The sequence below is a fragment of the Spirulina sp. CCNP1310 genome (assembly GCF_034932185.1).
GTDB lineage: Bacteria > Cyanobacteriota > Cyanobacteriia > Cyanobacteriales > Spirulinaceae > Spirulina.
Window position 1 is genome coordinate 122,096 of sequence record NZ_JAYGHW010000089.1, and the last position, 24,481, is coordinate 146,576.

Genomic DNA, 24,481 nt, shown 5'->3' on the forward strand with positions numbered 1-24,481 from the left:
GAGCAGCCATGGGCCTGTTCCACAGTAGCTAAAATGAGCCGCCATTGCCAAATACCCTAGGGCAATTCTACCGAGGTGGGCTTGGCGATGTGGGGCAGACCCCAGCCCAGTTTTTCCCGGAGGATGCGGAAAAATTCCGGGGATTGGAGGCGGATAAAGCGGGCGGAATAGGGCGATCGCTCCACCCAAACCCGATCCTGGGGCAACACCGGGCAACCGCCATTGCCATCCACCACCATCACCATCGGGTTCGGGGTAGCGGGGAAAATTTGCACCGGGTCAGTTTCGGAGAAAACCAAAGCGCGGGAGGCGAGGGAATGGGGGCAAATGGGCATCAGTTGTAACACCGGCACATCGGGGGTCAGCACCGGCCCCCCTGCACTGAGGGAATAGGCCGTTGATCCCGTTGGCGTGGACAAAATCACACCATCGGCGGCAATGTCAACGGGGGCATGGTGGCCAATTTTAATTTCAAAATGGCACATACTCGTCAGCGGTTCCCGGTGCAACACCATCTCGTTTAAACAGAGGGCTTGCCACAGTAGCGTTTCCTGACGGTACACCTGCACCGACAGCATTGATCGCTCCTCAATCATGCAGTTGCCGGCCTGAACTTCAGCAATGGCATGGGGCAACTGATTCACATAGGTTTCGGTTAAAAAACCCATGTGGCCAGTATTAACGGTCAAAATCGGCATTTCTAATGCCGCAATCTGTCGGCAGGCCGCCAACACCGTGCCATCGCCGCCTAAAACAATACAAAAGGCCATGGATTGATCAAAGCCTTCAGGAATGAGGGCATCCATGGGGGTGGGGTTGGGCAATTGGTCACTTTGTGAATAACCCAATAACCCGCTCTGGCTCGAACGGACACAGACTTCGTAGCCTTCCTGAGAGAGGGTTTCCTCTAACTCTTGGGCCATGCGGCAGGCAACGGGCTTGATATCGTTAAATAAAACGCCAATTTTAGGCACGGTGGTCTTCGGAAAATAGGGGTGTTGCAATTTAATCAATGTATCGGGTTTTGGGCGTTCTCAAGATCATCTCAGGATCTAGGGAATCCTCAACCTGCGCAGGGCAGGCTTGGGGGGCCAATGACAACTAAGGCGATCGCCCCCCAGTCGCGTGGGGTGATCACTTTTTCCCGCCCTTGACCTTTTGTTTGCGGCGCTTTTTCTCCTTTTCTTTTTCGTAGCCGATTTCCTTGAGCTTGGCCATGATCCGGGTGAAGTATTCTTGCAAATAGTCTTCAAGGGTCGTGGTTTCGCTGGGATCAAGATCGAGGGCTTGATAGACCGGCTCCATGGGGGCATTGAGGGGGCGATCGCTCGCTAACACTTCCGCAAAACTGAGGCGATCGGCGACGTTTTGCCCCCATTGGAAAAAGCGGGTGATGCGTCGGATCAGCCGCAGGATCGGGAGTTCTAACCGGGCGGTTTTGGCGGTCTGCCCCGCTAGCCGTTCACAGAGGCGGATGATTTCATAGGCTCCCCAAGCTCTGGGGCCAACGACGGGATAGGTTTGGTTTGCCGCCTCTGGGGTTTCGAGGGCGCGGACGGCAATTTTGGCAATATCAATGGTGTCCATGTAGGCGATCGCCGCCCCCGCGCCGGTAATCCACACCAATTGATTATCTAAAATTGGCACAGCATACTGACCGATCAACCCCTGCATAAACCCACAGGGCCGTAAAATCGTGTAGGGGATCCCCGCTTCTGCTAAAAACAATTCCGTACAATGCTTAATGTCCATCAGAGGCACATTGGGGAATTTTTCCGCATCGAGGATCGAAAAAAACAGGTAGCGTTGCACATTCGCCGCCTTCGCCCCTTGGATCAGGGCGACTTTGCCCTCCCAATCCACCTCACGAATCCGCAGGGAGTCGGTGGCGCGGGTCGTGGCCGCATCGATCACCCCTTCCACGCCCTCTAGGGCGGGCGCTAGGGTTTCGGGATCACAGAGATCCCCCTCGATTAATTTCGCCCCCCATTCCTGTAAAAAGGAAGCCTTGCGGGGATTGCGCACCAAGCAGCGGACGGAGTGGCCGCTATCAATGGCCCGCCGCACAATCTGCCGCCCCAAGGTTCCCGTTCCCCCAACAACCAGTAGCTCCATAGGATTTTAAGATTCTTAAAGAGTTTGTAATATTTCTACACGATTCTATCAGAAAGGGACAATTCCACCAAATGATCCCATCCCCTGTTCGTCTGTAGGGGCGCAATGCTTGCGCCCTCGATTACGCCATGACCATCAATCCGCAAAACCCCAAAAAAAAGATGATTGCATCGGCAACCATCTCTTGAAGATCTCTGAAAAGCTTAGGAGGGCAAAGGGCTAGATTACACCCATGTTGGCAAACCCCAAAATCACGCCAGCGCCCAAAATATGGCCGAAGGCGGTGGTTGCCAACACAGCGGGTAAACCCATGCCGCCGAACATTTGTGGCATTGGCAAGCCAGGGCCAGCACTGGGCTGATCAATCTTGAACTTGCCAATGGCGATCGCCACCACATTGCAAACAATCATAATAATCGCCACCGTCGGACTCCAGGAGATCGTCGCAGGGGCAGCAGCAGCCAAAAGGGTTAAGGTCATGGTGGAATTTTAAAAACGCTAAATGGGCTTTGTTAATCTCCAAGTTTTAGCCCGAAACCGCGAACTCCGTTGCATAACGTTGCAATTGTTCATCAAATCCCTCAAGTTTTGTAAAGAAATGTAGAGTTAGCACCAGAGGCTCCGTTCTTATTGCGAACTTCAGTCCATTCTCCCGTAATGTGGGGGCGAAAAATTTTTCGCCCCCACGGCCATCCATTCACCCAAACAAGCCCCTAACGTCGCCACCAACCGCAGCGGATCCACCCCTAACTCCGTGTGACTCGCCGCCGCCCGTTGCCCCGCCGCCGCGTGCCAAAAGGCCGCCGCCGCCGCCACATCCACCCCTGGCGCAGTTGACCCCGCCCATAGCCCCGCCAATAACCCCGTTAGTACATCTCCACTGCCCCCCCGCGCTAAACCTGGCGTACTCTCTGGAATCACCCAAAAATTGCCATCAGGGGCAGCGATCGCCGTCCTCGCCCCTTTTAATAAAACAATCGCCCCCGTTGCAACCGCCGCCGTTAAGGTGGCCACAAAGCGATCGCTCGGATCCAACTCCGGAAACAACCGCCGCAATTCCCCCACATGGGGCGTGAGGATCGTCGGCGCGGGCCGGTCTTGCAAACCCTGCCCCCCCGTTCCCAACAGATTCAAACCATCGGCATCCAAAACCAACGGCACAGGGGCCGCCAACACCGAGGCTAAAATATCCCCCACCCCCAAGGTTAATCCTGGGCCGCAGGCAATCACATCATAGCGACTCAAATCTAGGGGTAAGGCGGCGATCGCCCCCTCCGGTGTTTCCGGACAACCCACCACCAGGGCCTCCGGCAACTGCGCCACCACCAAGGGTTTTAGGGAAGCGGGGACGGCGATCGTCAACATCCCCACCCCTGAAGCCCGCGCCCCCAACCCCGTGAGGATCGCACTACCGGCATACTGCTGAGAACCACAAATCAATAAAGCATGGCCCTGTTGATATTTATGGGTGACAACGGCACGGGGTAAAGGCAACACCGCCCGAAACTCCGCCGCTGTAAAGCGTTGATGGACGGGGGGATTATTGAGAACCGTGGCGATCGCTCCTTCGGGGAAGCCGAGATCCAAGCAAGCCACCTGGCCGAGAAAGGGCAACGCCTGCTCCTGAAAAAAGGCCCGTTTCCACAGCCCCAAACAAAAGGTATAGTCCGCCCGAATTGCCGCCCCCAACACTGCCCCCGTATCCGTATCAATCCCGGAGGGAATATCAATGCTGATCACCGTTTGGGTCATGCGGTTGAGGGTGGCGATCGCCTCCGCCAAGGCCCCCGTAATCGGCCGGGTTAGCCCAAAGCCAAACAAACCATCAACGATCAAATCACAATCCGCCAACCCCGCCACCGACTCCACCCTCGGCAACCCCAAATAATCCGCATAGTCTAGGTGGTTTTGCGTCAAGGGCTTAGAAGGCTCCACCGGCACATAGAGCCAAACCTCCCGCCCCCGCAGGGCAAATTCCCGCGCCACCACCAGCGCATCGCCGCCATTATGACCCGGCCCCACCAAAACCCCCACCGTTTTCACAGCAGGCGTAATCTCTAGCGCTAAAATAGCATTAGTGAGGGTCATCGCCGCTTTTTCCATCAACGCCGCCACGGGCATTCCGGCCGCAAAGACCTGCGCCTCAAGCGCCATCATTTGGGCAGTGGTAATAATAAAGTTCTGTGAATCCATCCTCTTCCATCCCAAAGCGAGTTCTCAATTAGTTGTATCATGAGCATACAGTAGTTCTTTTTTGAATTTTTTCCCTTCAGGCTTGTCAGCATTCATGTGTAACCGTCAACCCCTGGATCTCAAACAACCCGTTAATGCATGAGATGATTTGTCAATTGCTAACCTTAAATGCTTAGGTGACCATGATTGTACCTTCTAATTTGAAAGTTCCCAGTTGGGCAAATCGTTTCATCAAATTAGTGTTACTAATTGGGTTGGTCATTTTGGGATTTTTAGGGAACTATTTTAAATTTCCTTTGTTTTTTGGGGTTGATTTTATCTTTGGAGAAATCGCAGTATTTATTGTGATTTCCCGTTATGGCTTATTTTGGGGAACGGTGGCGGGTTTAGTTGCCGGAAGTTGCACCTATTTTTTATGGAATCATCCCTACGCGATTATTATCTTTACCGTAGAAGCAATTTTCGTCGGCCTCGGACTGCAACGCACCCGCTTAAATTTACCCTCACTCGTCCTGATCTATTGGCTCACCCTAGGGATGCCCTTGGTGGGTGTATTTTATGGGGGGGTTTTATCCGTGCCGGTGGGTGGCACAATTTTGATCGCCCTCAAACAGGCGGTGAATGCGATCGCCAATGCCCTGATTGCCATTCTCCTCATCCAATATGTTTTTGGCTATGGGAAAGCCACAAGCAATCATCAACCCAATGTCCCCCTTCAACATATCCTGTTTAGCCTATTTATTTCCTTCGTCTTTTTTCCAACTTTATTGGTGACTGTTTTAAATTCACAGCAAATGCTGACGAACCTAGAAGCGGATATTGAAATGGAAATTCTCATCGCTTCACGCCCCTTAGTGACCAGCTTAAACTTTTGGTATGACCAGCATAAGCGTGCGATGGCAACCTTGGCAGAATTTGCCGAAAATGCCCCCCCAGAAAATTTACAAAATGCCCTAGATCTGATTACCGAAAGTTTACCGGCCTTAACCCATTTAGTGATCATTAATGAAGATAAAGCAGTCATTGCAAAAACCGGAAATATCGAGATTGCTCAGTTAATCACTGAAGTGCAACCTTGGCTCCATTCGGATCACAAAAAGACTGAAATGCTGCTGGAATTTCCCCAGGATTCCCCCACACCAGAATTGCATTTTTATTGGCCCTTAGTGCGGGAGAATCGCCTCACGATCCTCCATGCCAGCCTCAATCTGAACTCGGTGATTCGGCTCCTTCAAGATAATACCGATATCGATGATCTTCAAGCCACCCTGTTATCCCCCGAAGGGAAGGTGATCGCCACCAGCCAAAACTCCGATGCCGCCGCCGCGATGAGCGAGCAAAATGGCGAGGTACGGATTGTCAATGAGCGAATTTTCCATTGGTTGCCCAAGGTTCCCCCCAATACCCCGATTATGAGCCGGTGGCGGCAATCCTTTTACAGCCTCGATTTATCCCTTAAGGAACCGATCCCTTGGACGTTGCGGGTGCAAATTTCCACCCGAGCCTATATTAATACCCTAGAGCAGATGTATATTCGTGCGTTGGCAACGGTGTTGGCGATCGCCCTCTTGGCCCTTGCCGTTGCCCATCTTCTCAGCCGTCGCCTTAGTCAACCCCTCCTCACCCTAACCACCCTCACCACCAATTTACCCCATAAAATTTTCAGGCTAGAGGCCCAGGACAATCTGCCGGTGCTTGAAACCACAGGTATTTTAGAAATCAACACCCTCAAGGCCAACTTTAACGCCATGGCCAGCGCCCTTCAACAAAAATTCACCGAATTACAACACACCAAAAAGAACCTTGAACTCCGCGTTCAAGAGCGCACCAGTGAACTCCTCCAACTCAATCAAGACCTGAAGGCGCAAATTATTGAGCGGCAAAAAATTGAAACCCGTTTAAGGGAACAAGAAGAACGCTATGCTTTAGCAATTTCTGGCACAAATGATGGCATTTGGGACTGGAATTTAGAAACCGATGCCGTTTATTATTCCCCCGCTTGGATGCGTATTTTAGGTTATGGCCGTGAACCCCTGCCCCCCAACATCGACGCTTGGTCTGATAATGTCCATCCTGAGGATTTGCCTAGGGTCATGGCCCGCATTCAAGCCCATCTCAACCAGGAAAGTCCGGTTTATGCGGCCACCTTCCGGATGCGCCATAGTAGCGGTGATTATCGTTGGATTGAAGCCAAGGGCAAATGTTTGCGAGATAGCGAGGGGAAGCCCTGTCGTTTAGTGGGTACTATTACCGATATTACTGCAAAAAAGGAAGCGGAAGAAGCATTATATTTAGCCAAGCATGAAGCAGAATTAGCGAACCAAGCGAAAAGTGAGTTTTTGGCAACGATGAGCCATGAAATCCGCACGCCGATGAATGCGGTCATTGGCATGACCGGGCTATTGTTAGATACGCATCTCGATGCTAAACAGCAGGATTTTGTCGAGGTCATTCGCTCCAGTGGTGAGGCTTTATTAACATTGATTAATGATATTTTGGATTTTTCTAAGATTGAATCTGGGAAGTTGGATTTAGAGGCGCAACCCTTTCAATTACGCACCTGTATTGAAGAATCCTTAGATTTATTGGCAGCAAGGGCAGCCCAAAAAAATATTGAGCTAGCCTATTTAATTGCCCCCGATATGCCCCCAGTGATTCAAGGGGATGTGACAAGGTTACGGCAAATCTTAGTGAATTTGCTCAGTAATGGCGTGAAGTTTACCGAGTCCGGTGAGGTGGTGGTGGAGGCCGATGTGACCTGGCCTAAGAGCATTCCGGAACCGGAAACAATGATGAAAGTGAAGTTACATTTTCAAGTCCGGGATACGGGCATTGGCATTCCGGGCGATCGCCACCACCGCCTTTTCCAAGCCTTTAGCCAAGTGGATGCCTCCACCACCCGCAACTATGGCGGCACGGGCCTCGGCTTGGTGATCAGTGAGCGGCTCGCCCGGATGATGGGGGGGGAAATGTGGGTGGAAAGTGAGATTAATCAAGGCTCCATCTTTCATTTCACAATCGAGGTGGAAACCTTCAGTACCGTACCCCTACCCTCAAACACACTATTCTTCGACTGCCTCCACCATAAACAGGTGCTGATTGTCGATGACCACCCCACCAACTGCGAAGCCCTCCGTCTCCAAATCAAAGCCTTTGGGATGTACCCCCAAACCGTCAATTCTCTTGAGGCAGCCATTCACATTTGTCAACAGGCCATTGCTCCCGATGTCGTGATGATTAATGGCGATCTGCTGATCGAGACTGAACCAAGGCAATTGACAAAATTTCACCAGATCCATCATGATCTGCCCTTAATTATTTTAATGAGTTTGGGTCATCCCATTCTAGACTTAACGTTCAAAGGCAAGGTAGGGGTGGCTGGCTATCTCTCGAAGCCCATTAAACAATCCCAACTGTATAATGCCTTTGTACAAGTTCTCCATGATCAACACGTTCCCACCGTTCCTGCGCCCATGAGTTCCACGCCGAATCGCCCTCTCGCCGAATCGCTGCCCCTCCGCATTTTGTTGGCAGAGGATAATGTTGTCAATCAAAAGGTGGCGTTAAATATTCTCCAAAAATTGGGCTATCGGGCCGATGTGGCAGCCAATGGTTTAGAAGTGTTGGAATCTTTAGCGCGGCAATCCTATGATGTGGTGCTGATGGATGTGCAAATGCCCCAGATGGATGGCTTGGAAGCGACCCGGCATATTTGCGCCGAATGGAGCGATCGCCATCGTCCCTATATCATTGCCATGACCGCCAATGCCATGGAGGGCGATCGCGCTGATTGTCTTGCCGCTGGCATGAATGACTATGTAAGCAAGCCCATTCGTTTACCAGCTTTGATTCAAGCCCTCGAAAACACCATCGCCTATCGCCACCATGCCCTCGAAATTCCCAACACTGCACAGGTTGATCCCCTCGATCCGACGGTTTTAGATGATTTGGTTGCCATGGGAGGCGACAGTGCCGCTGAATTAATGGTGGACTTAATTGATTCCTATGTGGAATTAGCACCGCAATTACTGACGGACATTCAGATCGGCATTGAGCAAGAAAATTATGAGTTATTTGCGCGAGCGGCCCATTCCTTAAAATCTAGCAGTGCCTCCCTCGGGGCGAACTATTTAGCAGAACTATGCCAGGGGCTAGAGCATGGCGGGCGCTCCCAAAACCTCAACAGCATTCCCGACCTCTGGACGCGCACCCGTGCCGAATACGAGCGGGTTTTATTGGCCATGGTTCAGGAGCGGCAAAAATACGTTGGTTGAAATAGGAAGACGTGGGGGCGCAAAATTTTTTCGCCCCCACTGCTCTCTTCTCTATCCTCTTTCCTAACCTAAAGATCGCTATCAATGGGAAAGCGACGCATCAAATCCAAAGCACGGCGGGCATTTTGGCACAAACTCACCGATAGCCCTGGTACATGGGGGATTTGCGATAATAAATCGGCGGTGCGGCGCAACATCCGCACTAAGTCCCCCTCATCAAAACTGGTATTTTCACACAAAGCTTCCCAGGACACCCCTAAAACCCACTGCTCAATCAGGCCAATCACTTCTAAGGTTTCATCCTCCAACCATACCGGCAGCATCACTTTATGGCGGTGTTGGACTTTGATTAATTCCTTACGCAGGGGGATTAACTGGGCAAGGGCAATCAATACTGATTCCGGCGGGGCATAGTGGCTCCAACTGTCGGGACGGGGCGGCTCGCTGATCAATACATAGGCGGCGGCGGCCAGGTCTTGGGGATCGAGGGGATCTAAATGGCCCGACATCAACACCAACCCTAGCCACAGTTCGTTATCCCCCCGGATCGCAGCGGCGGCTTGGCCAATGGGCAGGGGATTATATTCATCGAGGGCATCAAATTCCCGCAGCACTTTCACCAAATTGGAAAATTCCCGCCAGTGGTGGGTTTGGTGTTCTTTGTAGCTGGCTTGGCGATCGCGCAACCGGCGACGCAATTGGCTGCGGTGGTTGTGACGTTTCACCAATTGCCCCGGCTGGCCCCATTGATTGAGGGGATGTGTCTCTAGGGTTTGTAACACCTGATGGAGGCGTTCGGTTTGGGCCGTCACCTCTGGGGCTGTTACCTCCTCATAGGGCAGTAGCGGCATTGCTTCCACGACGGCGGCGGTGCTGTCGTTGCCGGGGTAATATTGCCCCAGTTTGTGGGGCAGATCGGGGGGTTCGAGGGCTTCGAGGGCGGCTAACTGATCGCGATCGATGTTGACCGTGGCAATCTCCACCACATCCTGATGAGCTACCACTGTCCAGCGGTTATCCTCCGTTAAACAGAGGTAATAGGGGATTTTGCTGCGGCGGGGGAGTTGGGCAACGAGGAAGGCGATCAGGGGAATGCGGACGTTGATATGTTTGCCCTTGAGGTAAAGGACTGTGCCGGGGGGGCATTGGGGGAGTTGTTGGGCGATCGCCCCATGGTGAACTTCTTGGGCCTGGTCTTTCAGGATTTTGAGCAGATGGCGTTCTGCCTTAGCCCGTTGGTTGAGTTTTTCGTAATCTTCTAGGCATTCAACGGCAATGGGGGCCAGTTCCACATCCAGTTTAGCGAGATCGGTGGTGAGTTCGGCGATCGCCTGCTTTTCCGGAGCCAATTTCAACCCCGAAGCATACTGAGCAAAGCTCCGTTCTAACAAGCTTTTCACCTCATCCACCCGATGGGTTTGCAACAGGTTCAACACCATGCCATAGGTAGGGGTGAAGCGGCTAATTAACGGATCAGCGGGTTTAATTGCCAGGGCCGCCGCATCCTGCGGCCCCTCAAACCGCGATTGTACCGTCACCACATAACCCTGCTCATCCATCCCCCGCCGACCGGCCCGCCCCGCCATCTGCAAAAATTCCGAAGCCCGCAACATCCGATGACCGTCATCGGTGCGCTTAGAAATGGCAGAAATTACCGTCGTCCGGGCGGGCATATTAATCCCAGCAGCAAGGGTTTCCGTCGCAAACACCACCTTCACTAACCCCTCTTGGAATAACTCCTCAACGAGGGACTTCCAAGCCGGTAACACCCCCGCATGGTGGGAAGCAATCCCCCGCATCAGGGGCGCAACTTGGTTGCTCCGGGCAGCACTGGGGTTTTCCGCCACAAAGGCCCCCACTTTCGCCCGGAGAGTTGCCGATTCCTCCGGTGTGAGCAACGTATAGTCGAGGATTTGCTCAATGGCGCGATCGCACCCCCGACGGCTGAAGATGAAGAAAATCGCCGGGAGCATCTCGCGATCGCGCATCTGGGCCACGGTTTGACGAATCGTCGGGCAATCCTCCCGCCGCAACCGTTGCGCCTTCCCCTTGGGTTTCAGGCGGGGGTTCAAGCCGGTTTTTTCCGGATTGAGCAGGGGAAACAGACCTTTCACGGTACTGAAATGGAACTCAAGGGGAACGGGGCGAAATTCAGAATGGATCAAACGAGTGGGGCCATGGACTTGACTAATCCAATCCGTCAACTCCGCAGCATTAGCCACCGTCGCAGAGAGCGCCACAATCTGCACCGCATGGGGACAATAGATAATCGATTCTTCCCACACCGTCCCCCGCTGGCTATCGTTCATATAGTGGCATTCATCCAGCACCACCGTTTCCACATCCGCAAGGGATGTTCCCACCTGACCAATGGGCGTGCCGTAGAGCATATTGCGGAAAATTTCCGTCGTCATCACCAAAACGCTAGCATCCCGATTAATCGAGATATCCCCCGTTAAAATCCCCACCTGATCGGGGCCGAACTGTTCACAAAAATCCCGATACTTCTGGTTGGAGAGGGCTTTGAGGGGTGTGGTATAGAAAACCCGTTTTTGCTGGGCCATGGCCCGATGGATCGCATATTCCCCCACCAGAGTTTTCCCTGATCCCGTCGGCACACAAACCACGACAGATTCCCCGGTATCGAGGGCCTCAATGGCAGCGATTTGGAAGGCATCGAGGTCAAAGGGAAAGAGGTGGCTGGGGTCAAGGCGATGGGGTTTCGAGCTATTCACTAAAAGATGATTATCAAAGTAATGGGATACAAGCCTGCCCTAGGGCGGATTGCCGTGAGCCTACAGTTTAACGCCAATGCTATCATAATCGACGAACGGGGGGCGATCGCTCCCCCTTCACTCCCCAACAGATGCTAAACCCCATCAAGGATCAAAGGGTGAGTCGGAGATCAGCAGCAGCAATGGTTCCAGAGCCAGAACCTCGGTGATTTGGCCCAAAGACGGGGGCGTTGATCAGCGATTAGCGATCTTGTTGGCTGTGTTATGCTTTATCAATAACGTGCCTTTTAGGGCAATTCATGGGTTACGGAGCAATATTAATACGGCCATGATTAAAAACTCAAATCGGAACAATATTTTAGAAATCATCAATTCTTCTGATGCTAAAGGAGTTTATGTTGACAATGCGGATCTAGAAAAATTAAAAGAATATTTTCAAGCTAAAGCACAAAGAATAACTGTCGTAGTAGCCATCAGTTCTAATGTGACAGCAATAATTAAAGAGACAATGGCAAAGCAATCTTCTCTTGCCAATTGTTTTAGTAAAAATCATACAACTCGTCAATACGCTGCTTGTATGCGTGACTTGAGTTTTTTCCTGCAATATTTGAACTATGCCATCCTAGCTGATGACATTTCCCTTCTAGATGATCCAGTGCTCGACGGGGTCACAGAAATATATACAGTCCTGAATATTTCGATAGATACAACAGTAAAATTTATCAGAGCCATGCAAGAAGCTACAAGTTGTATAGTTGGCCATGAAAATAGCTACATTATTGCTGATAGTTTTGATTATCTTTGTGATAAATTAACACAGAAACTCAACGTGATTGAATCTAGCGTCAATGTAGTTTCTGAATCTTTTAAAGATGGGCAAGCTTCCAATCTAAAGAATGATTCTGAATGGCTATATTCTGATAACTGGCTGACAAATCTGATTGGGTCAATTTCCGATGAGTCTGCGTTTGTTAAAGCTTTGGAATATGGACGCAGTTTCCGGCAGTCTGATCAACTTATTGATGCTGATATTGAGTAATTGTGAAATATTTGTTAGATACAGACCACATCAGTTTTTTACAGCGTGGTGCTGGTTCGGAGTTTAGTCAATTAAAGTCCAGGATGTCTAAACATCCAATTTCTGATTTTGCTTTATCCATTATTAGTTTTCATGAGCAAGTCAGAGGTGCTCACGATTTCATTAATCGCGCCAAAAACAATACTGAGTTGGCGCGTGGATATATGTTGTTACTAGAAATTCAAAAGAGTTTTTCACAAGCTCCTATTTTACCATTCGATGCTAAAGCGATCACCATATTTGATGAGGTGCGAAGCCAAAAAGTTCGTGTGGCTACAATGGATTTAAGGATTGCGGCGATCGCTATTGCAAATAACTTGGTTTTATTAACTCGCAACAGTGGAGACTTTAGCAAAGTTCCGAACTTAATCATTGAAGATTGGACAGTGTAGAGTAGATAGTCTAATGTTGGAGCCGATCCCTCACAAGCTATCTTTTTTTCTCTGTCCCCAATCAGATCATCATCAACGCAGAAGCGCGATCGCCCCCCTTGGGATACTATCGAAGGTAGACCACCCCGCTGAGAAGTGCGATCGCCCTTTTCGCCATCAAGCTGATCCATGAACACCCAAACATGCAAAATTGGTAAAATTGATCGCCTCTGGCTGGTTTTATTGTTGATGGCTGGGGGAGTCATCAGCGCCTATCTGGCAACGAGTATTTTCGATGCCACAGTCCTCCTGTCTGGCGTTCTCTGCGTTGGCCTGATTGCCATTGGTCGCCGCGCCGGATACCTGATCGGCCTCTATAACAGCCTTGCCTACTCAGTTCTTGCCTACAATAACGGACTCTTTGGAGAGGTCTATCTCAACCTGCTTTTTTTCATTCCCACCAGCCTGATCGGTTATGTCCTGTGGTCTCGCCACACTCAGCAGGATCAGACCGTGGCGATGCGGCAACTGAATGGGCGGCAGCGGGGGGCGATCGCCTCCCTTTGCATCCTTTGCACCGTGGGACTGGGGTTTCTCCTCGCCCTCAATCCTCACCAGAATACGCCTTTCATCGATGCCACTACCAATGTATTGTCCATCGTCGCCACATTCTTGATGATGGGGCGGTACAAGGAGCAGTGGCTCTTCTACATTCTCCTTAACATCGTGACAATTGTGATGTGGTTGCTGCGCTTCCAAGCTGGGGGCGCGGCGGGGGATTTAATGGTTTTAATGTGGTTGTTGTTTTTGCTTAATGCTTTGTTTGGCTATTGGCGTTGGCATCTCGGCGTACAGCGATCTAAGGGAGCAAATCCTTCTGTAAATATTGAGGCAAAAAAATGCGACGGGGTTTAACATTGGGTAAATTTGCGCCGTTCCATCGGGGGCATCAAATGGTGGTGGAAACTGCCTTGGCTGAGGTGGATGAATTGGTGGTGATGGTTTATGCCACGGATGTGATTGATGTACCGATTCAGGTTCGCGCTGGCTGGATACAGAAACTCTACCCAATGATCCAGATCATCGAGGCATGGGACGGCCCAACAGGCTATGGTGATACGCCGGAGATCTGTCGTGAGCAGGAAAACTACATTCTTAAAAAGCTGAACGGTTTAGAGATTACCCATTTTTATTCCAGCGAATTTTATGGCGATCATGTGAGCAAGGCGCTAGGGGCTATAGATCGCAGGGTTGATGAAGCCCGTACCGCTGTCCCCATTAGCGGCACGGCTCTCCGCAAGGATTACTTTGCCGGGCGGCAATACCTCGATCCTCTGGTCTATGCTGATCTGATCACTAAAGTTTGCTTCCTCGGCGCACCTTCAACGGGCAAAACAACCCTCGCTCGCACTCTGGCCCAACGGCACAATACGCTGTGGATGCCGGAATACGGTGCAGAATATTGGCTGAAGCACCAGGTTAATCGGCGGATTACGTTGGATCAGTTTGAGGCGATCGCCCCAGAGCATAACCGCAGGGAAGATACGCTCACCCAGCAGGCCCGTCAGTACCTCTTTTGTGATACAAATGCGATCACAACCTATATCTTTGCAAAGGATTATCACGGCAAGGCTGGCCCGGTTTTAACGGCATTGGCGCTGAAAGCGGAAAAACGATACGACTTGTTTTTCCTCTGTGATCCAGATATCCCCTACGCGGATACTTGGGATCGCAGTGGTGATCAGAAACGGCAATGGTTTCAGGATCAGATCCGAGGTGATCTCGCTGAAAGACGATTGCCATTTTTTAGCGTGAGGGGAACGCTGGAGGAGCGAGTTTTGCAAGTGAACGAAGTTCTCCGACAGTACCGCAAGTTTGGCAATGTGCTGGATGTCCAACCGTCTACCTTTAAAATTCATCACTGATCCTCACTCAATGGCTTAATTGGATACCGAATTGGCGTAGGGGCGAAAAATTTTTCGCCCCTAGATCAAGGGTTTCAATGTTGAATAAATCATAAATTTAGCTGATCACCTTGAATTTTCAAGACCCATCAATGCTATGATCTGACTAGACTAAACACTTCAATTCAATTAACCAGTGCTTGACCAAGAGATCGAACGAGTTTTTCGGTACTTAAATTGCGCCATTCGTGGGGAATCTTCACAAGCAGCGATCGCCCCTGATCTGGAATTTCCCCCTGATCAATCCCATCCATTCCTCAACCGATTGTGTCACATTTTTGATCTTTCGGCATTTGAACGGGATATTATTTTGCTTTGTGCGGGGTTGGAGTTGATCCAGGATTGGGATGGCTTGTGTGGTCAGGCCCAGGGGAATTTGCAGCGCAATTATCCAACATTTAGTTTGGCCTTGGCGATTTTTCCCACAGCGGATTGGCAGGCCTTCACGCCGGAATCCCCACTGCGACGCTGGCGATTGATCGAAATGGGGGAAAGTCATTCCTTGGTTCATGCCCCATTGCGGTTAGATGAGCGGATTTTGCACTATTTAATGGGGGCGCAGTATTTAGACCGGCGGCTGGCTGCGGTGGTGGAGTCTGTTTTCGTCCTACAGGGTGAGCTTGTGCCATCCCATGAAGCGATCGCCCATCAAATCATCCAACTTTGGGAACAGGCTCAGGGTCAACTGCCGATTATTCAACTTTGCGGCACGAATGACGAAACCAAACGGGCGATCGCCCAACAGATTGCCCACCACTTTCAATCCACCCTATTAATTGTTGGTGCTGAACTCCTTCCCAAACAGGGGGAAGATTTAACCCTGCTGCAATGTCTCCTAGAACGAGAATGGCAGTTAAATCGCGCCATGATTATGGTGGAATTAGACGAAGAGGAGCGTCCCGCGCCGGGAATCCTCAGGCTCATGGATAGCCTCCAAGTTCCTGTCCTGTTCAGCACAATCAGCCGTCATCCCCAACGCCATCGCACCCTCATCACCTTCGAGGTGAATGCCCCCACCCACTCAGAACAGGAAAACCTGTGGCTCAATACGTTAATGGCGGAAGCAAGGGAGGAGCGATCGCCAATCGCCCCCCATCAACTGGATCAATTGGTGTCAAATTTTAACCTCACCTCCGGCCAAATCCGCACGGCGGCGATCGCCTGGGCAACGAAAGAACCCGCCAACTTTGAGCAGCTTTGGGAAGTTTGTCGCCGTCAAAGCCGCCCCCGTTTAGATGAACTCGCCCAACGGATCAAAGCGCGGGCCGGCTGGGATGACTTGGTTCTCCCTGAGCGGGAGCGCCAGATCCTTCAGATGATTACCGCCCAAGTTCGGCAACGGATGCAGGTTTATCAAAAATGGGGATTTGGTGGCTCTCAACAGCGGGGCTTAGGGATCACTGCCCTGTTTGCCGGGGCGAGTGGTACGGGAAAAACCATGGCCGCAGAGGCGATCGCTGCCACCCTCAACCTTGACCTCTATCGCATTGATCTGAGTGCGATCGTCAGCAAATACATCGGCGAAACCGAAAAGAATTTACGGAAACTCTTCGATGCAGCGGAAGGCGGCGGGGTTATATTGCTCTTTGATGAAGCCGATGCCCTCTTTGGCAAACGCAGCGAAGTCAAAGACAGTCATGATCGCCATGCCAACGTTGAAGTCGCCTATCTCCTCCAACGCATCGAATCCTTCCAAGGCCTCGCCATCCTCACCACCAACCTCAAAGACTCCCTTGATCAAGCCTTCCTCCGTCGCATCCGCTTTTTGATCAACTTCCCCTTTCCCAAAGCCCCCCAACGGGCCGAAATTTGGCGACGGGCCTTTCCCCCCCAAACCCCCACCCACAACCTCAACTATGACCAACTCGCCAAACTCGAAATTCCGGGCGGCAATATCAAAAGCATCGCCATGAATGCCGCCTTCATCGCCGCCGAAGCCGGGGAACCGATCCAAATGACACACCTCTCCATTGCCGCCCAAGGGGAATACTTGAAAAATGGCACAGTCTTAACCGGAGTTGACCTTGAAGACTGGTGAACCATAACTCTACCCGTTAGAAAAATTGCGCCATTGCGCCCGATCGCGCCGCTGCGATCGCCGTTTTTTCCTGTCGTGAAACAGCAATCAAGCCATCCACAAAATTGTTGAGAATCCCCACCAATAAATTGCAACATTGATTCACCATCCGGAGATATAAACCGGGCATTTCATCAAAATTAGCTGGGATAATGTAATTGTATTTGAAATAACAGAGAGCGCGATCGCGTTGATAAATAAATGCCCCGATGGGAATTTTTTCATTCAACATATCGATCAAGAGTGATAATTCCGTTGCCGCTTCTGGGGGAATATCCTCACTAACAATCATGAAAAACTGCAATAGCTCAAAAATAGACATTTCATCTAAAGGGATGAAATTCAAATTCAAATCCAAAAACAATTTTTCCTCACCAATATTCTCAAACCGAATCGCCAGTAAATCCAATTCTGGATTATCACTGGGATGAGATAATAGCGTTTGATGGTCTAACTCTTCAAACACCGATTGAACATTTTCGAGAAAACGCTTTTGATCAGCTTGCATTTTGTTCATAACTTTGGTTAATCAATGAAATTTATAGCAGCAGTCAGTACAGTTAGGATGTTCTACAAATCCGAAACCCGCTTCTGGTGGGCATTGCCCACCCTACGCGATACTTTGTTAAAGGATGGAATCTCAACAATATACTGAAAACGCTAGATCTGGATTAAACCCCATATTTACTCGCGATCACTTTTTCCATCGGTGTGGGTGGTTGTTTTGTTCGATCAATCTTCAAACCTAAGGCATTAATTAACTGTACTGCCTCGGGATCTCCACCTAGCACCCCGCGTAAATACAAGTCAGATGACAACATCTTCACAAAATCACTGTACATAGAATCTATATTGGTGTAACCGTTCTTTTGCATCATTTCTTCCCGTTTCTGATCCTTCGGTTTGCCGTCTTTCATTTCTTCTAAACCCAGTAATTGATCCACAAATTTCTTTTTGTTCAATTTTGTTTTAAAGTATTGGTAGATTTTCCGTCCTGCTAATATCCCCAAACCAACCACTGTAACAATAGGGAAGGTCATCGTTGCTAAACCAACAGCGGTGAGTGCCACTGCTGCTACCCCTTGGACTGCTAATCCGATGTTATCCGTGCGGAGTGCCTGTTGATTCCGTTTATTGACCTGTGCGCCCAAGGCAATGTTTTGATCTTGACTATTTTGCAGGTCTCGCGATTGTTGCGCCCGCTGGTGAGCTTCGTAGGCATTGACTGCACCAGTTGCCGCATCTCCAATGCCAGAGACAATCCCTAACGGAGCCATCACGGCTTTACCCGCTTCTTTGCTAATGAGTGTGGTAATTTGGGATGTTGCCAGGGCGACATTACTGGCTAAGGTTGCCCCACCTGCGGCGCGATCGCCCGTTTGCAAATCAGAATCTAGTGCAGAAGTTCCACTCACTTCTAAAGCAATATTCTTGAAGGTCTCAAGGCTAGAACTATCCCCTTTGTCACTTTGTAACAATGGTGATTGACCTCCGGAGGCACGAACTACCCCTGCAAATTTATCCCAATCAATTGCATTTCCTTTTATAGAAAACTCCCTGAACGATTTTTTGACATCACTTGTAAATTGACAGACGTAATAATAGGGTTCCTGAGGTGATCGAGCAAGTTTTTTTTGTTTGACGGTTAAATCAGGGAGAGCCGGTTGAATGATTTTGAGAATTGTTTTTTCTTGAACATCTAAGGGCTGCTTCAAAAAATATTCTTGGAAAAGTGCTGCTTTGTTTTGGCGATTAGCTTTACCCTTCAACCAATTAATAATATCGGTAAAAACTTTTGGAGAAATTGATTCTTTAAGCACAGGACTCATATGCGGTAACGATGCATCTGCAACGCTGCGACGTTCCATTCCCGAATTAAAGTCGTCTCCGTTTCTCTGAATGATATTGATTTGCGTCAGCGCGTCTATCGTTCGCTGCACCGTGGGGCTACTCCCCTGTTGGATCGTGTGGGTGAGTTCATGGGCGAGGAGTGCTTGGCCGCTCTTGCTTTCCGGCGCATAGGCTCCCTGGCGAAAAAATACATCCTGGCCGGTGGTGAAGGCTTTGGCTTGGATGGATTGATTCAGTTGATCGGCAGTGTTGTCTGTATGGATGCGCACCCCGCTAAAATCCGCACCAAAGGCATTTTCTAAGGGATTCCGTAGACTTTCGCTGAGGGTTTGCCCCTTCCCCCGTTCCCGTTGAATTGATCGCTCTAACTCCGGTGATGCTGCCCCCCCGGCGCTGGCTCCTTGGCGTTGCACGATGGGCTTCATCTGCACAGTTTCGGCTTCCTCCTCACTACCATCCCCAAAAACCCGCTGCACTGAGGCGGATGAGTTCAATTGCTGCACGACTTGGGAGGCGACGGCATCGGCTTCTTTTTCATATTGATCGCCTGCTGCCCCGATGGTGAGCTTGGGCATGATCGGCGTAGCGGTTGGGGATAGCTCAGGATTTTGGCTCAGGGCGGTGGACTGGGGAACATCCGAGATAGATAGGGTTTGGGCTTTGGGGAAGGGCCGCGCATGGGGCGCAATTTCCGTGCGAGTTTGAGCCGGTGGGCTGGAACTTTTGGCAACTGCTGTATTTTGGCGGCCCATAATCTTAGCCCTTAAAATGAGGTTTTTCTGATTTTAGCATGGCATAAAGTGACGGACTTGGCGATTAGCTAAAGGTCGAAGATCGCCCCGGAGCAATATCGCAGGATCTAATCTGCTGCTGCTGATCCTAGATCGCCCTAATCCCTGGCGATCCAGGGGATTTTTTGGCGCTTCAGAATGCCGGTATAGGTTTCGCTCTGACGGTTGCGCGATTGCAGATCGAGTTCTTCGAGGGTTTCAGAATCGGGGTCAAAGATCACTTCATTGGGGCCGCTGGCGGTTTGGCCGTTGATTTTGATTTGGTAGCGGCCAAGGCGTAACTGTTCGAGGTAATAAACTCCGGCGCTGTTGGTAATGGAAAAGCTGATCACGCTCCCATTCTCATCCACCGCTTCCACCCTTGCACCGGCCACGGGTTCGCCAGCGGCATTGGTGACAACGCCCATGAGGGTATAGGCGGCTTGGAGCGGAATCAAGACGGGGGTATAACTGCCTTCGACGACTTCGACGGCAAAGCTGTTAAACAAGGGTTGAAAGTCGGGGGGGAATCCCGCTTCTTCGAGATCGATGCGATGACGACCGGGGGCAAGGGGAAGGAGGAGGCGATCGCCCTCCTGTTCAATTTGACTGCCCCGCACCACTTCGTTATTGACGATCAAGAAGTCGTTACTTTCGCGATAAATGCGTTCATCAGGATCGCGTTGCCCATCGCCATTGAAATCATAAAAGGGTTGGAGCCAGAGGCCCCCTTGGGTGCGGAGGCGTTCGGGGCGGCGATCGCCCCCCCCAATTCCCCCCTGTAGCCCCAAACTAGAGCGCAGTTGCAGGCTAAAGCGGTCTTGATTGGCCCGGAGCGCCACGGTATCATAGCGGGCTTCCAGGAGTGTGCCGGGGATAGCGGTGGTTCCCAGCAAAACATAGGGGCCATGGCCTTGGGAACCCACACCATAGCCCAATTCCGCCTGCCAGAGGGATTGGCCGATACTGTTCCGGGCATCGGAGCGGTATTGCCAGCCAGCGGTAACGAGATGGTTTTTAGTACGGGCGGTTTCCGTATCGAGTTGGAGCAGTAAGTATTCAGCGGCGTTGAGGCGGTAGCTGAGTTCGGTGGTGGTGCTAAACAGGTCGGGGCGATCGTCCCCTTGATGGGTGAGGGTGAAATCTAACCACCGTTGATAAATCCGCCAATCCCATTGCTCATTGGTTTGCCAATTGACACCGATAATCGTTGAAGATTGCCGTTGGGATTGGGAATATTGCAGGCCAAAGCGGGCGAAATCATCGAAAGTGCCTCGGCTGGAGAAGCTCAAGCTGGGGAAGATGCGCCAATTGAGGCTGTAGCGGGTGCGGTCTAGATCGGTATTGACAGTGATATACAAATCCCGTTGATCCCAAACCATTTCGGCTTCTACGTCTACGTCGTTACTAATCAAACCGGAGACAGCTAAACGCAGGGGGGTGCGTTTGGGTTGATAGAAGGCTTCAACGAGGCCCTGGAGGCCGCCGTCATAGATGCCGCCTACGCCCAGGGTGAGGTCGTTACTGATGCCATAGCGGTAGGAAATGCCGCCGCCAAAGTCTTGAAGTTCGCCAAAGAATTTATAGGGTTTGGTTTGCCGTCGCCAGCCGCCGGAGGCGATGAGTGCCGATGTGCCGCTGGGGAGTTGTTCGGGGAGGAGGGTGAAGCGGGCGGCTTCGATGGTGGGTTCGGCGGCGAGGGAGCCGTTGGGGAAGAGGAGGAGGTAGTAGTCCCGTTGGAGGCCGCGGCCGATGGGGACGCTGTTGAAGCGATAGATGCCGGAGCCATCGACGAGTTCTTCCCCTAAAACTTCGCGGCCTCTGAGGTCGGTGACGAGTTGTACGAGGGTTCCGGGTTGGGCGCGGCCGGTGATGGTGGCGGTGACTTGTTCCGGTTGGCGACGGAGATCGGGGTTTGCGCCGCCGGTAAAGCTGCGTTGTGGAAAGGGGGCGTAACCTTGGCGTTGGATCGTGGTGAAGCCCCAAAAATCGCCGGGGGTTTGATCGCGCCAAAAGGTGGGTTGGGAGCCGATAAAGTAATCGGCTTGGTCGGTTTGTTTGAGGATTTGGAATTCGGAGAGTTGCCAGCGATCGCTCTCCAAGATATCCCCTTGGGTAATCCGGGCAAACCAACTACTCCCAAAGATGGTTCCGACGGCGGAGAGTTGGCCGCGATTTTGCCAATCGGTGTTTTTGGTTTTATTGAGGGTGATTTGTTGTTCAGCGACGCTGAAGGTGAAGGCGGGGGCGTTGATCCGGGGGAGGCCGTCGAGGATGATGGGGAGGTTTTGGCGGCGGCCGGGCTGGATGCGGCCAATATCGGGGACATCAAAGACGATCGCATATTCGAGGGGGTCAAATTCTACGCCGATCTCAAAAAGGGTGCGAATCTCCTGCACGGAAAGAACTAAGCCCAATTCCGGATCTTGGCGTAATTCGTTGGGGTTGAGGCGCAGGATTTTGTAGGGCGATCGCAGTTCGATCGTATTTTCATCAATGACGGTGGTGGTGAAGCGGAGGGCTTGGAGGGCGGCTTCGTAGGGGATCAGCCAGTTGTCGAAGTCGATGGCGGTGAGTTCATCGATTTGGCCGCGCACAAATACGCCGGGGTTGACGTTGCGATTCCCCAGGTTTAAGCCAATGATGGGGAGTTCGTCGGGGGTTGGGGAGGTTGGGGGGGTTTGGGCGATCGCCATGCCAAAGGGGTTCAGCAAGAACAGGGTGAGGATGCTGATGCTGAACCAGGGTTTGGGATGGTGATGGGGTTTCACGATTGGGATCAGGGGATGGTGAAGGTGACGCGGAAGGGGGTGCGGCTGCTGTTGTAGTTCACGCCGGAACCGAGATGCCCTGATAATTCGTAGTTGCCGGGGGTGAGGGTGAGGGGGTTTTCTGGGGTGTTGTAGTTGACGGTGAGATACCGTGACCCGTTGGCAATGATGGTTGTGGGAATACCAAGGCCGGTATAGAGGGTTTGGCCGTCTTTGCGTAACGTCCAATTGCCTTGGGCGATGACGCTGGCCAGGCCGGTATTTTCCACCAATAGCTGCAAGGTTTGGGTTTCGGGGTTAAAACGGGCTTCGGGGGTGCTGAGTTGGTGGGAGATGTTGCCTTTGCGGACGTAAACGGCTACGCCGATGCGGGGGATGATCGTTGTGCCAATCGTCACGTCGCCCTGGCTTTGTTCTGTTTCTTGGAATGTAGCCTCAAGATTTTCGGTGAAGATCATGGCGCGGTATTCGCCATCGGGGGCGCTGGGGGGAATGCGGGCAATGAAGCGGATGCGTCGTTCATTAGAGCCGGGAACTTGGAGTTCACGGGGGGAAAATTGCAGGTAGGGGGTGAGGTCGTTGGCGCTGGATTCGAGGAATTGAATCCCGGTTTCGGGGTCGTAGGTGAAGGGGCTGGTATAGACGCGGGCGCGAAAGTCGTTTTCACCTGTGTTTCTAATCGTGATCGTGCCTTGGGCCTGGCCGCGATTCAGTTCGGTTTCGATCACCATCGGGGAAATGCCCACATTGGCTTTAGCGGTGTTGCCGAACAGGAGGAGGCTGGCCAGGATGAGGCCGGTGGTGAGGGGGCGCAAGGGGTTGATCATGGTGATGTGGCGATGAGAGTGACAGTATAGCTGTAGTTACCGACGGGGAGGACGCGGTTATCAGCGAAGCCGAATAATGAGGGAGAATATAATCCAGCCTCTCAATACAGCAACTTAGTTATATGTAGCGGTTACGATAACTTTAAATTGGTAAGTACCAGGAGCAATTGCACCATTAGCCGTGTATGTCATGTTAATTGTTAATTCCTCATTAGTAACAGCAATACCAATTGAGTCATTAACTGTAGTACCATCCGTATTAGTTGCAGTGCCACCACCATTAGCAGCCCATGCAACTGAACTAAAAAGACCTGTACCTGCTGGGGTAAGTCCACCCAAAGTATTAGATGGTAAGCCAACTGACAAAACAGCATTAGAATCAGTACAAGTCAGATCAACTGTAGCAGCCGTTCCCCCAGTTGAAGTTACAACAGCAGGTGTGCCACTATCCCAAACTAATTGACCAGGACTGGGGTTTGCAAAGGTGCAACTGGCCAAGGCATTGCCCCCACTGAGGCATAAACCGGCGAGGACAATGCTACTCAGGGGGGTGATGAAGATCTGTTGGAATGGTATGTTCATAGCATAGTTGCAAAGCTTCATCTATTACATATTTCGACAGTTATGTTGTTGATGGAGATAGAGCCGACTACTGATGACTGTAAGGCGATGATTGGAGACATGAGTAGTCATCATGAAGTTGCCCAGTAGTGAGCAAGTAATGGTAAGAGAAGCTAGATCAATATAATCCAGCTTCTTAATACAGCGATTAGTTTGCAGTGGCAGTTACCGTAACTGTAAATTCGTAAGTACCAGAAGGAATTGAACCGTTAGCAGTATAGTTCATATTAACTGTTAAAGGCGCATTAGTAACAGCAACGCCAATCGTGTTAGCGCCAGTTACAACACCATCTGTATTAGTTGCGGTGCCAGGAGTACCGGCAGTCCATGCAACCGAACTTAAAAGACCTGTGACAGCCGGAGTAAGTGTACCCACAGTATTAGATGGTAAGCCAACTGACAAAACAGCATTAGGATCAGTACAAGTTAGGTTAACCGTGGCGGGTGTTCCCCCAGTTGAAGTTACAACAGCAGGAGTGCCACTATTCCAAACCAACGTACCGGGCAACGGGCTAGCAAACGTACAGGCTGCATAAGTTGTAATATCAAACAGAACATTTTGATTTGTAGTTTGGGCGGAAGCTTTCGGCATAAAGGCAACTGCACCCAAAATAGCAAGACCAGTAACGATCGCAAAACGACGATTCAGAACTTTAGGAACCATGATAAAACCTCCAGGGGTTTTTCTTTTCTGCTTAGGAGACGTTTTAAGGCAGCCATTTGTGAAAAAAAATCTGGCGATGAGTCAACCACAACCCAGCAACATTCCTAATGGCTTGCATTCGATATCACAGAATTTACTTTTGTCAAGATAAAAATTAAACTTTAAGCTTT

At 51.0% G+C, this 24,481-nt stretch carries 17 protein-coding genes; 6 read left to right on the plus strand and 11 right to left on the minus strand.

Features of this window, described 5'->3' with window-relative positions; genetic code table 11:
- Positions 1–56: 56 nt before the first annotated feature.
- The 4 genes from VB712_RS14555 to VB712_RS14570 form a co-directional block, all read right to left on the minus strand.
- Positions 57–974, minus strand: a complete 918-nt coding sequence (locus tag VB712_RS14555) for an NAD(+) kinase (RefSeq protein WP_323255940.1) — start codon at positions 972–974, stop codon at positions 57–59.
- Between the two features lie 160 nt (positions 975–1,134).
- A complete protein-coding gene (locus VB712_RS14560) occupies positions 1,135–2,115 on the minus strand; it encodes an SDR family oxidoreductase (protein WP_323255942.1) in 981 nt (326 codons plus the stop codon).
- 219 nt (positions 2,116–2,334) lie between these two features.
- On the minus strand, positions 2,335–2,595 hold the full coding sequence (gene psaK, locus VB712_RS14565; RefSeq protein WP_323255944.1) for a photosystem I reaction center subunit PsaK: 261 nt from the start codon (positions 2,593–2,595) through the stop codon (positions 2,335–2,337).
- 159 nt (positions 2,596–2,754) lie between these two features.
- Positions 2,755–4,308, minus strand: a complete 1,554-nt coding sequence (locus VB712_RS14570) for an NAD(P)H-hydrate dehydratase (RefSeq protein WP_323255946.1) — start codon at positions 4,306–4,308, stop codon at positions 2,755–2,757.
- Between the two features lie 182 nt (positions 4,309–4,490).
- Between VB712_RS14570 and VB712_RS14575 the strand changes: the two genes are divergently transcribed.
- Complete coding sequence (locus VB712_RS14575) at positions 4,491–8,582, plus strand: response regulator (protein ID WP_323255948.1); 4,092 nt, start codon at positions 4,491–4,493, stop codon at positions 8,580–8,582.
- A 68-nt stretch (positions 8,583–8,650) separates the two neighbouring features.
- Here the strand turns inward: VB712_RS14575 and VB712_RS14580 are convergent, their stop codons facing one another.
- The gene (locus VB712_RS14580) at positions 8,651–11,317 is read right to left on the minus strand and encodes a DEAD/DEAH box helicase (RefSeq protein WP_323255950.1); all 2,667 of its coding nucleotides are present in this window, start codon (positions 11,315–11,317) and stop codon (positions 8,651–8,653) included.
- A 205-nt stretch (positions 11,318–11,522) separates the two neighbouring features.
- Here VB712_RS14580 and VB712_RS14585 point away from each other — a divergent pair, with 205 nt between their 5' ends.
- The 5 genes from VB712_RS14585 to VB712_RS14605 all read left to right on the plus strand — a co-directional run bounded on the left by VB712_RS14585 (position 11,523) and on the right by VB712_RS14605 (position 16,768).
- Entirely contained in the window at positions 11,523–12,356 is an 834-nt protein-coding gene (locus VB712_RS14585; RefSeq protein WP_323255952.1) for a hypothetical protein, read from the plus strand.
- 2 nt (positions 12,357–12,358) lie between these two features.
- Positions 12,359–12,787 (plus strand): type II toxin-antitoxin system VapC family toxin, encoded by a 429-nt coding sequence (locus tag VB712_RS14590; RefSeq protein ID WP_323255954.1) that lies wholly within the window; start codon positions 12,359–12,361, stop codon positions 12,785–12,787.
- A gap of 168 nt (positions 12,788–12,955) precedes the next feature.
- Positions 12,956–13,681, plus strand: coding sequence for a nicotinamide riboside transporter PnuC (pnuC, locus tag VB712_RS14595; RefSeq protein WP_323255956.1), 726 nt, complete (start codon positions 12,956–12,958; stop codon positions 13,679–13,681).
- Entirely contained in the window at positions 13,666–14,691 is a 1,026-nt protein-coding gene (locus tag VB712_RS14600; protein ID WP_323255958.1) for an AAA family ATPase, read from the plus strand. The genes pnuC and VB712_RS14600 overlap by 16 nt, the downstream gene beginning before the upstream one ends.
- A 175-nt stretch (positions 14,692–14,866) precedes the next feature.
- Positions 14,867–16,768: an ATP-binding protein gene (locus VB712_RS14605; RefSeq protein WP_323255960.1), complete on the plus strand. Its 1,902-nt coding sequence runs from the start codon at positions 14,867–14,869 to the stop codon at positions 16,766–16,768.
- 16 nt (positions 16,769–16,784) lie between these two features.
- On the opposite strand, the gene VB712_RS14610 is transcribed toward VB712_RS14605, so the two are convergent.
- The 6 genes from VB712_RS14610 to VB712_RS14635 all read right to left on the minus strand — a co-directional run bounded on the left by VB712_RS14610 (position 16,785) and on the right by VB712_RS14635 (position 24,311).
- The gene (locus VB712_RS14610; protein WP_323255962.1) at positions 16,785–17,324 is read right to left on the minus strand and encodes a hypothetical protein; all 540 of its coding nucleotides are present in this window, start codon (positions 17,322–17,324) and stop codon (positions 16,785–16,787) included.
- Between the two features lie 154 nt (positions 17,325–17,478).
- Complete coding sequence (locus VB712_RS14615) at positions 17,479–19,233, minus strand: DUF4157 domain-containing protein (protein ID WP_323255964.1); 1,755 nt, start codon at positions 19,231–19,233, stop codon at positions 17,479–17,481.
- A 314-nt stretch (positions 19,234–19,547) separates the two neighbouring features.
- A complete protein-coding gene (locus VB712_RS14620) occupies positions 19,548–22,199 on the minus strand; it encodes a carboxypeptidase-like regulatory domain-containing protein (protein WP_323255966.1) in 2,652 nt (883 codons plus the stop codon).
- Positions 22,200–22,207: 8 nt separating this feature from the next.
- On the minus strand, positions 22,208–23,026 hold the full coding sequence (locus VB712_RS14625; protein WP_323255968.1) for a hypothetical protein: 819 nt from the start codon (positions 23,024–23,026) through the stop codon (positions 22,208–22,210).
- Positions 23,027–23,140: 114 nt separating this feature from the next.
- The gene (locus tag VB712_RS14630) at positions 23,141–23,608 is read right to left on the minus strand and encodes a hypothetical protein (RefSeq protein WP_323255970.1); all 468 of its coding nucleotides are present in this window, start codon (positions 23,606–23,608) and stop codon (positions 23,141–23,143) included.
- 187 nt (positions 23,609–23,795) lie between these two features.
- Positions 23,796–24,311, minus strand: coding sequence for a hypothetical protein (locus VB712_RS14635; RefSeq protein ID WP_323255972.1), 516 nt, complete (start codon positions 24,309–24,311; stop codon positions 23,796–23,798).
- Positions 24,312–24,481: the final 170 nt, after the last annotated feature.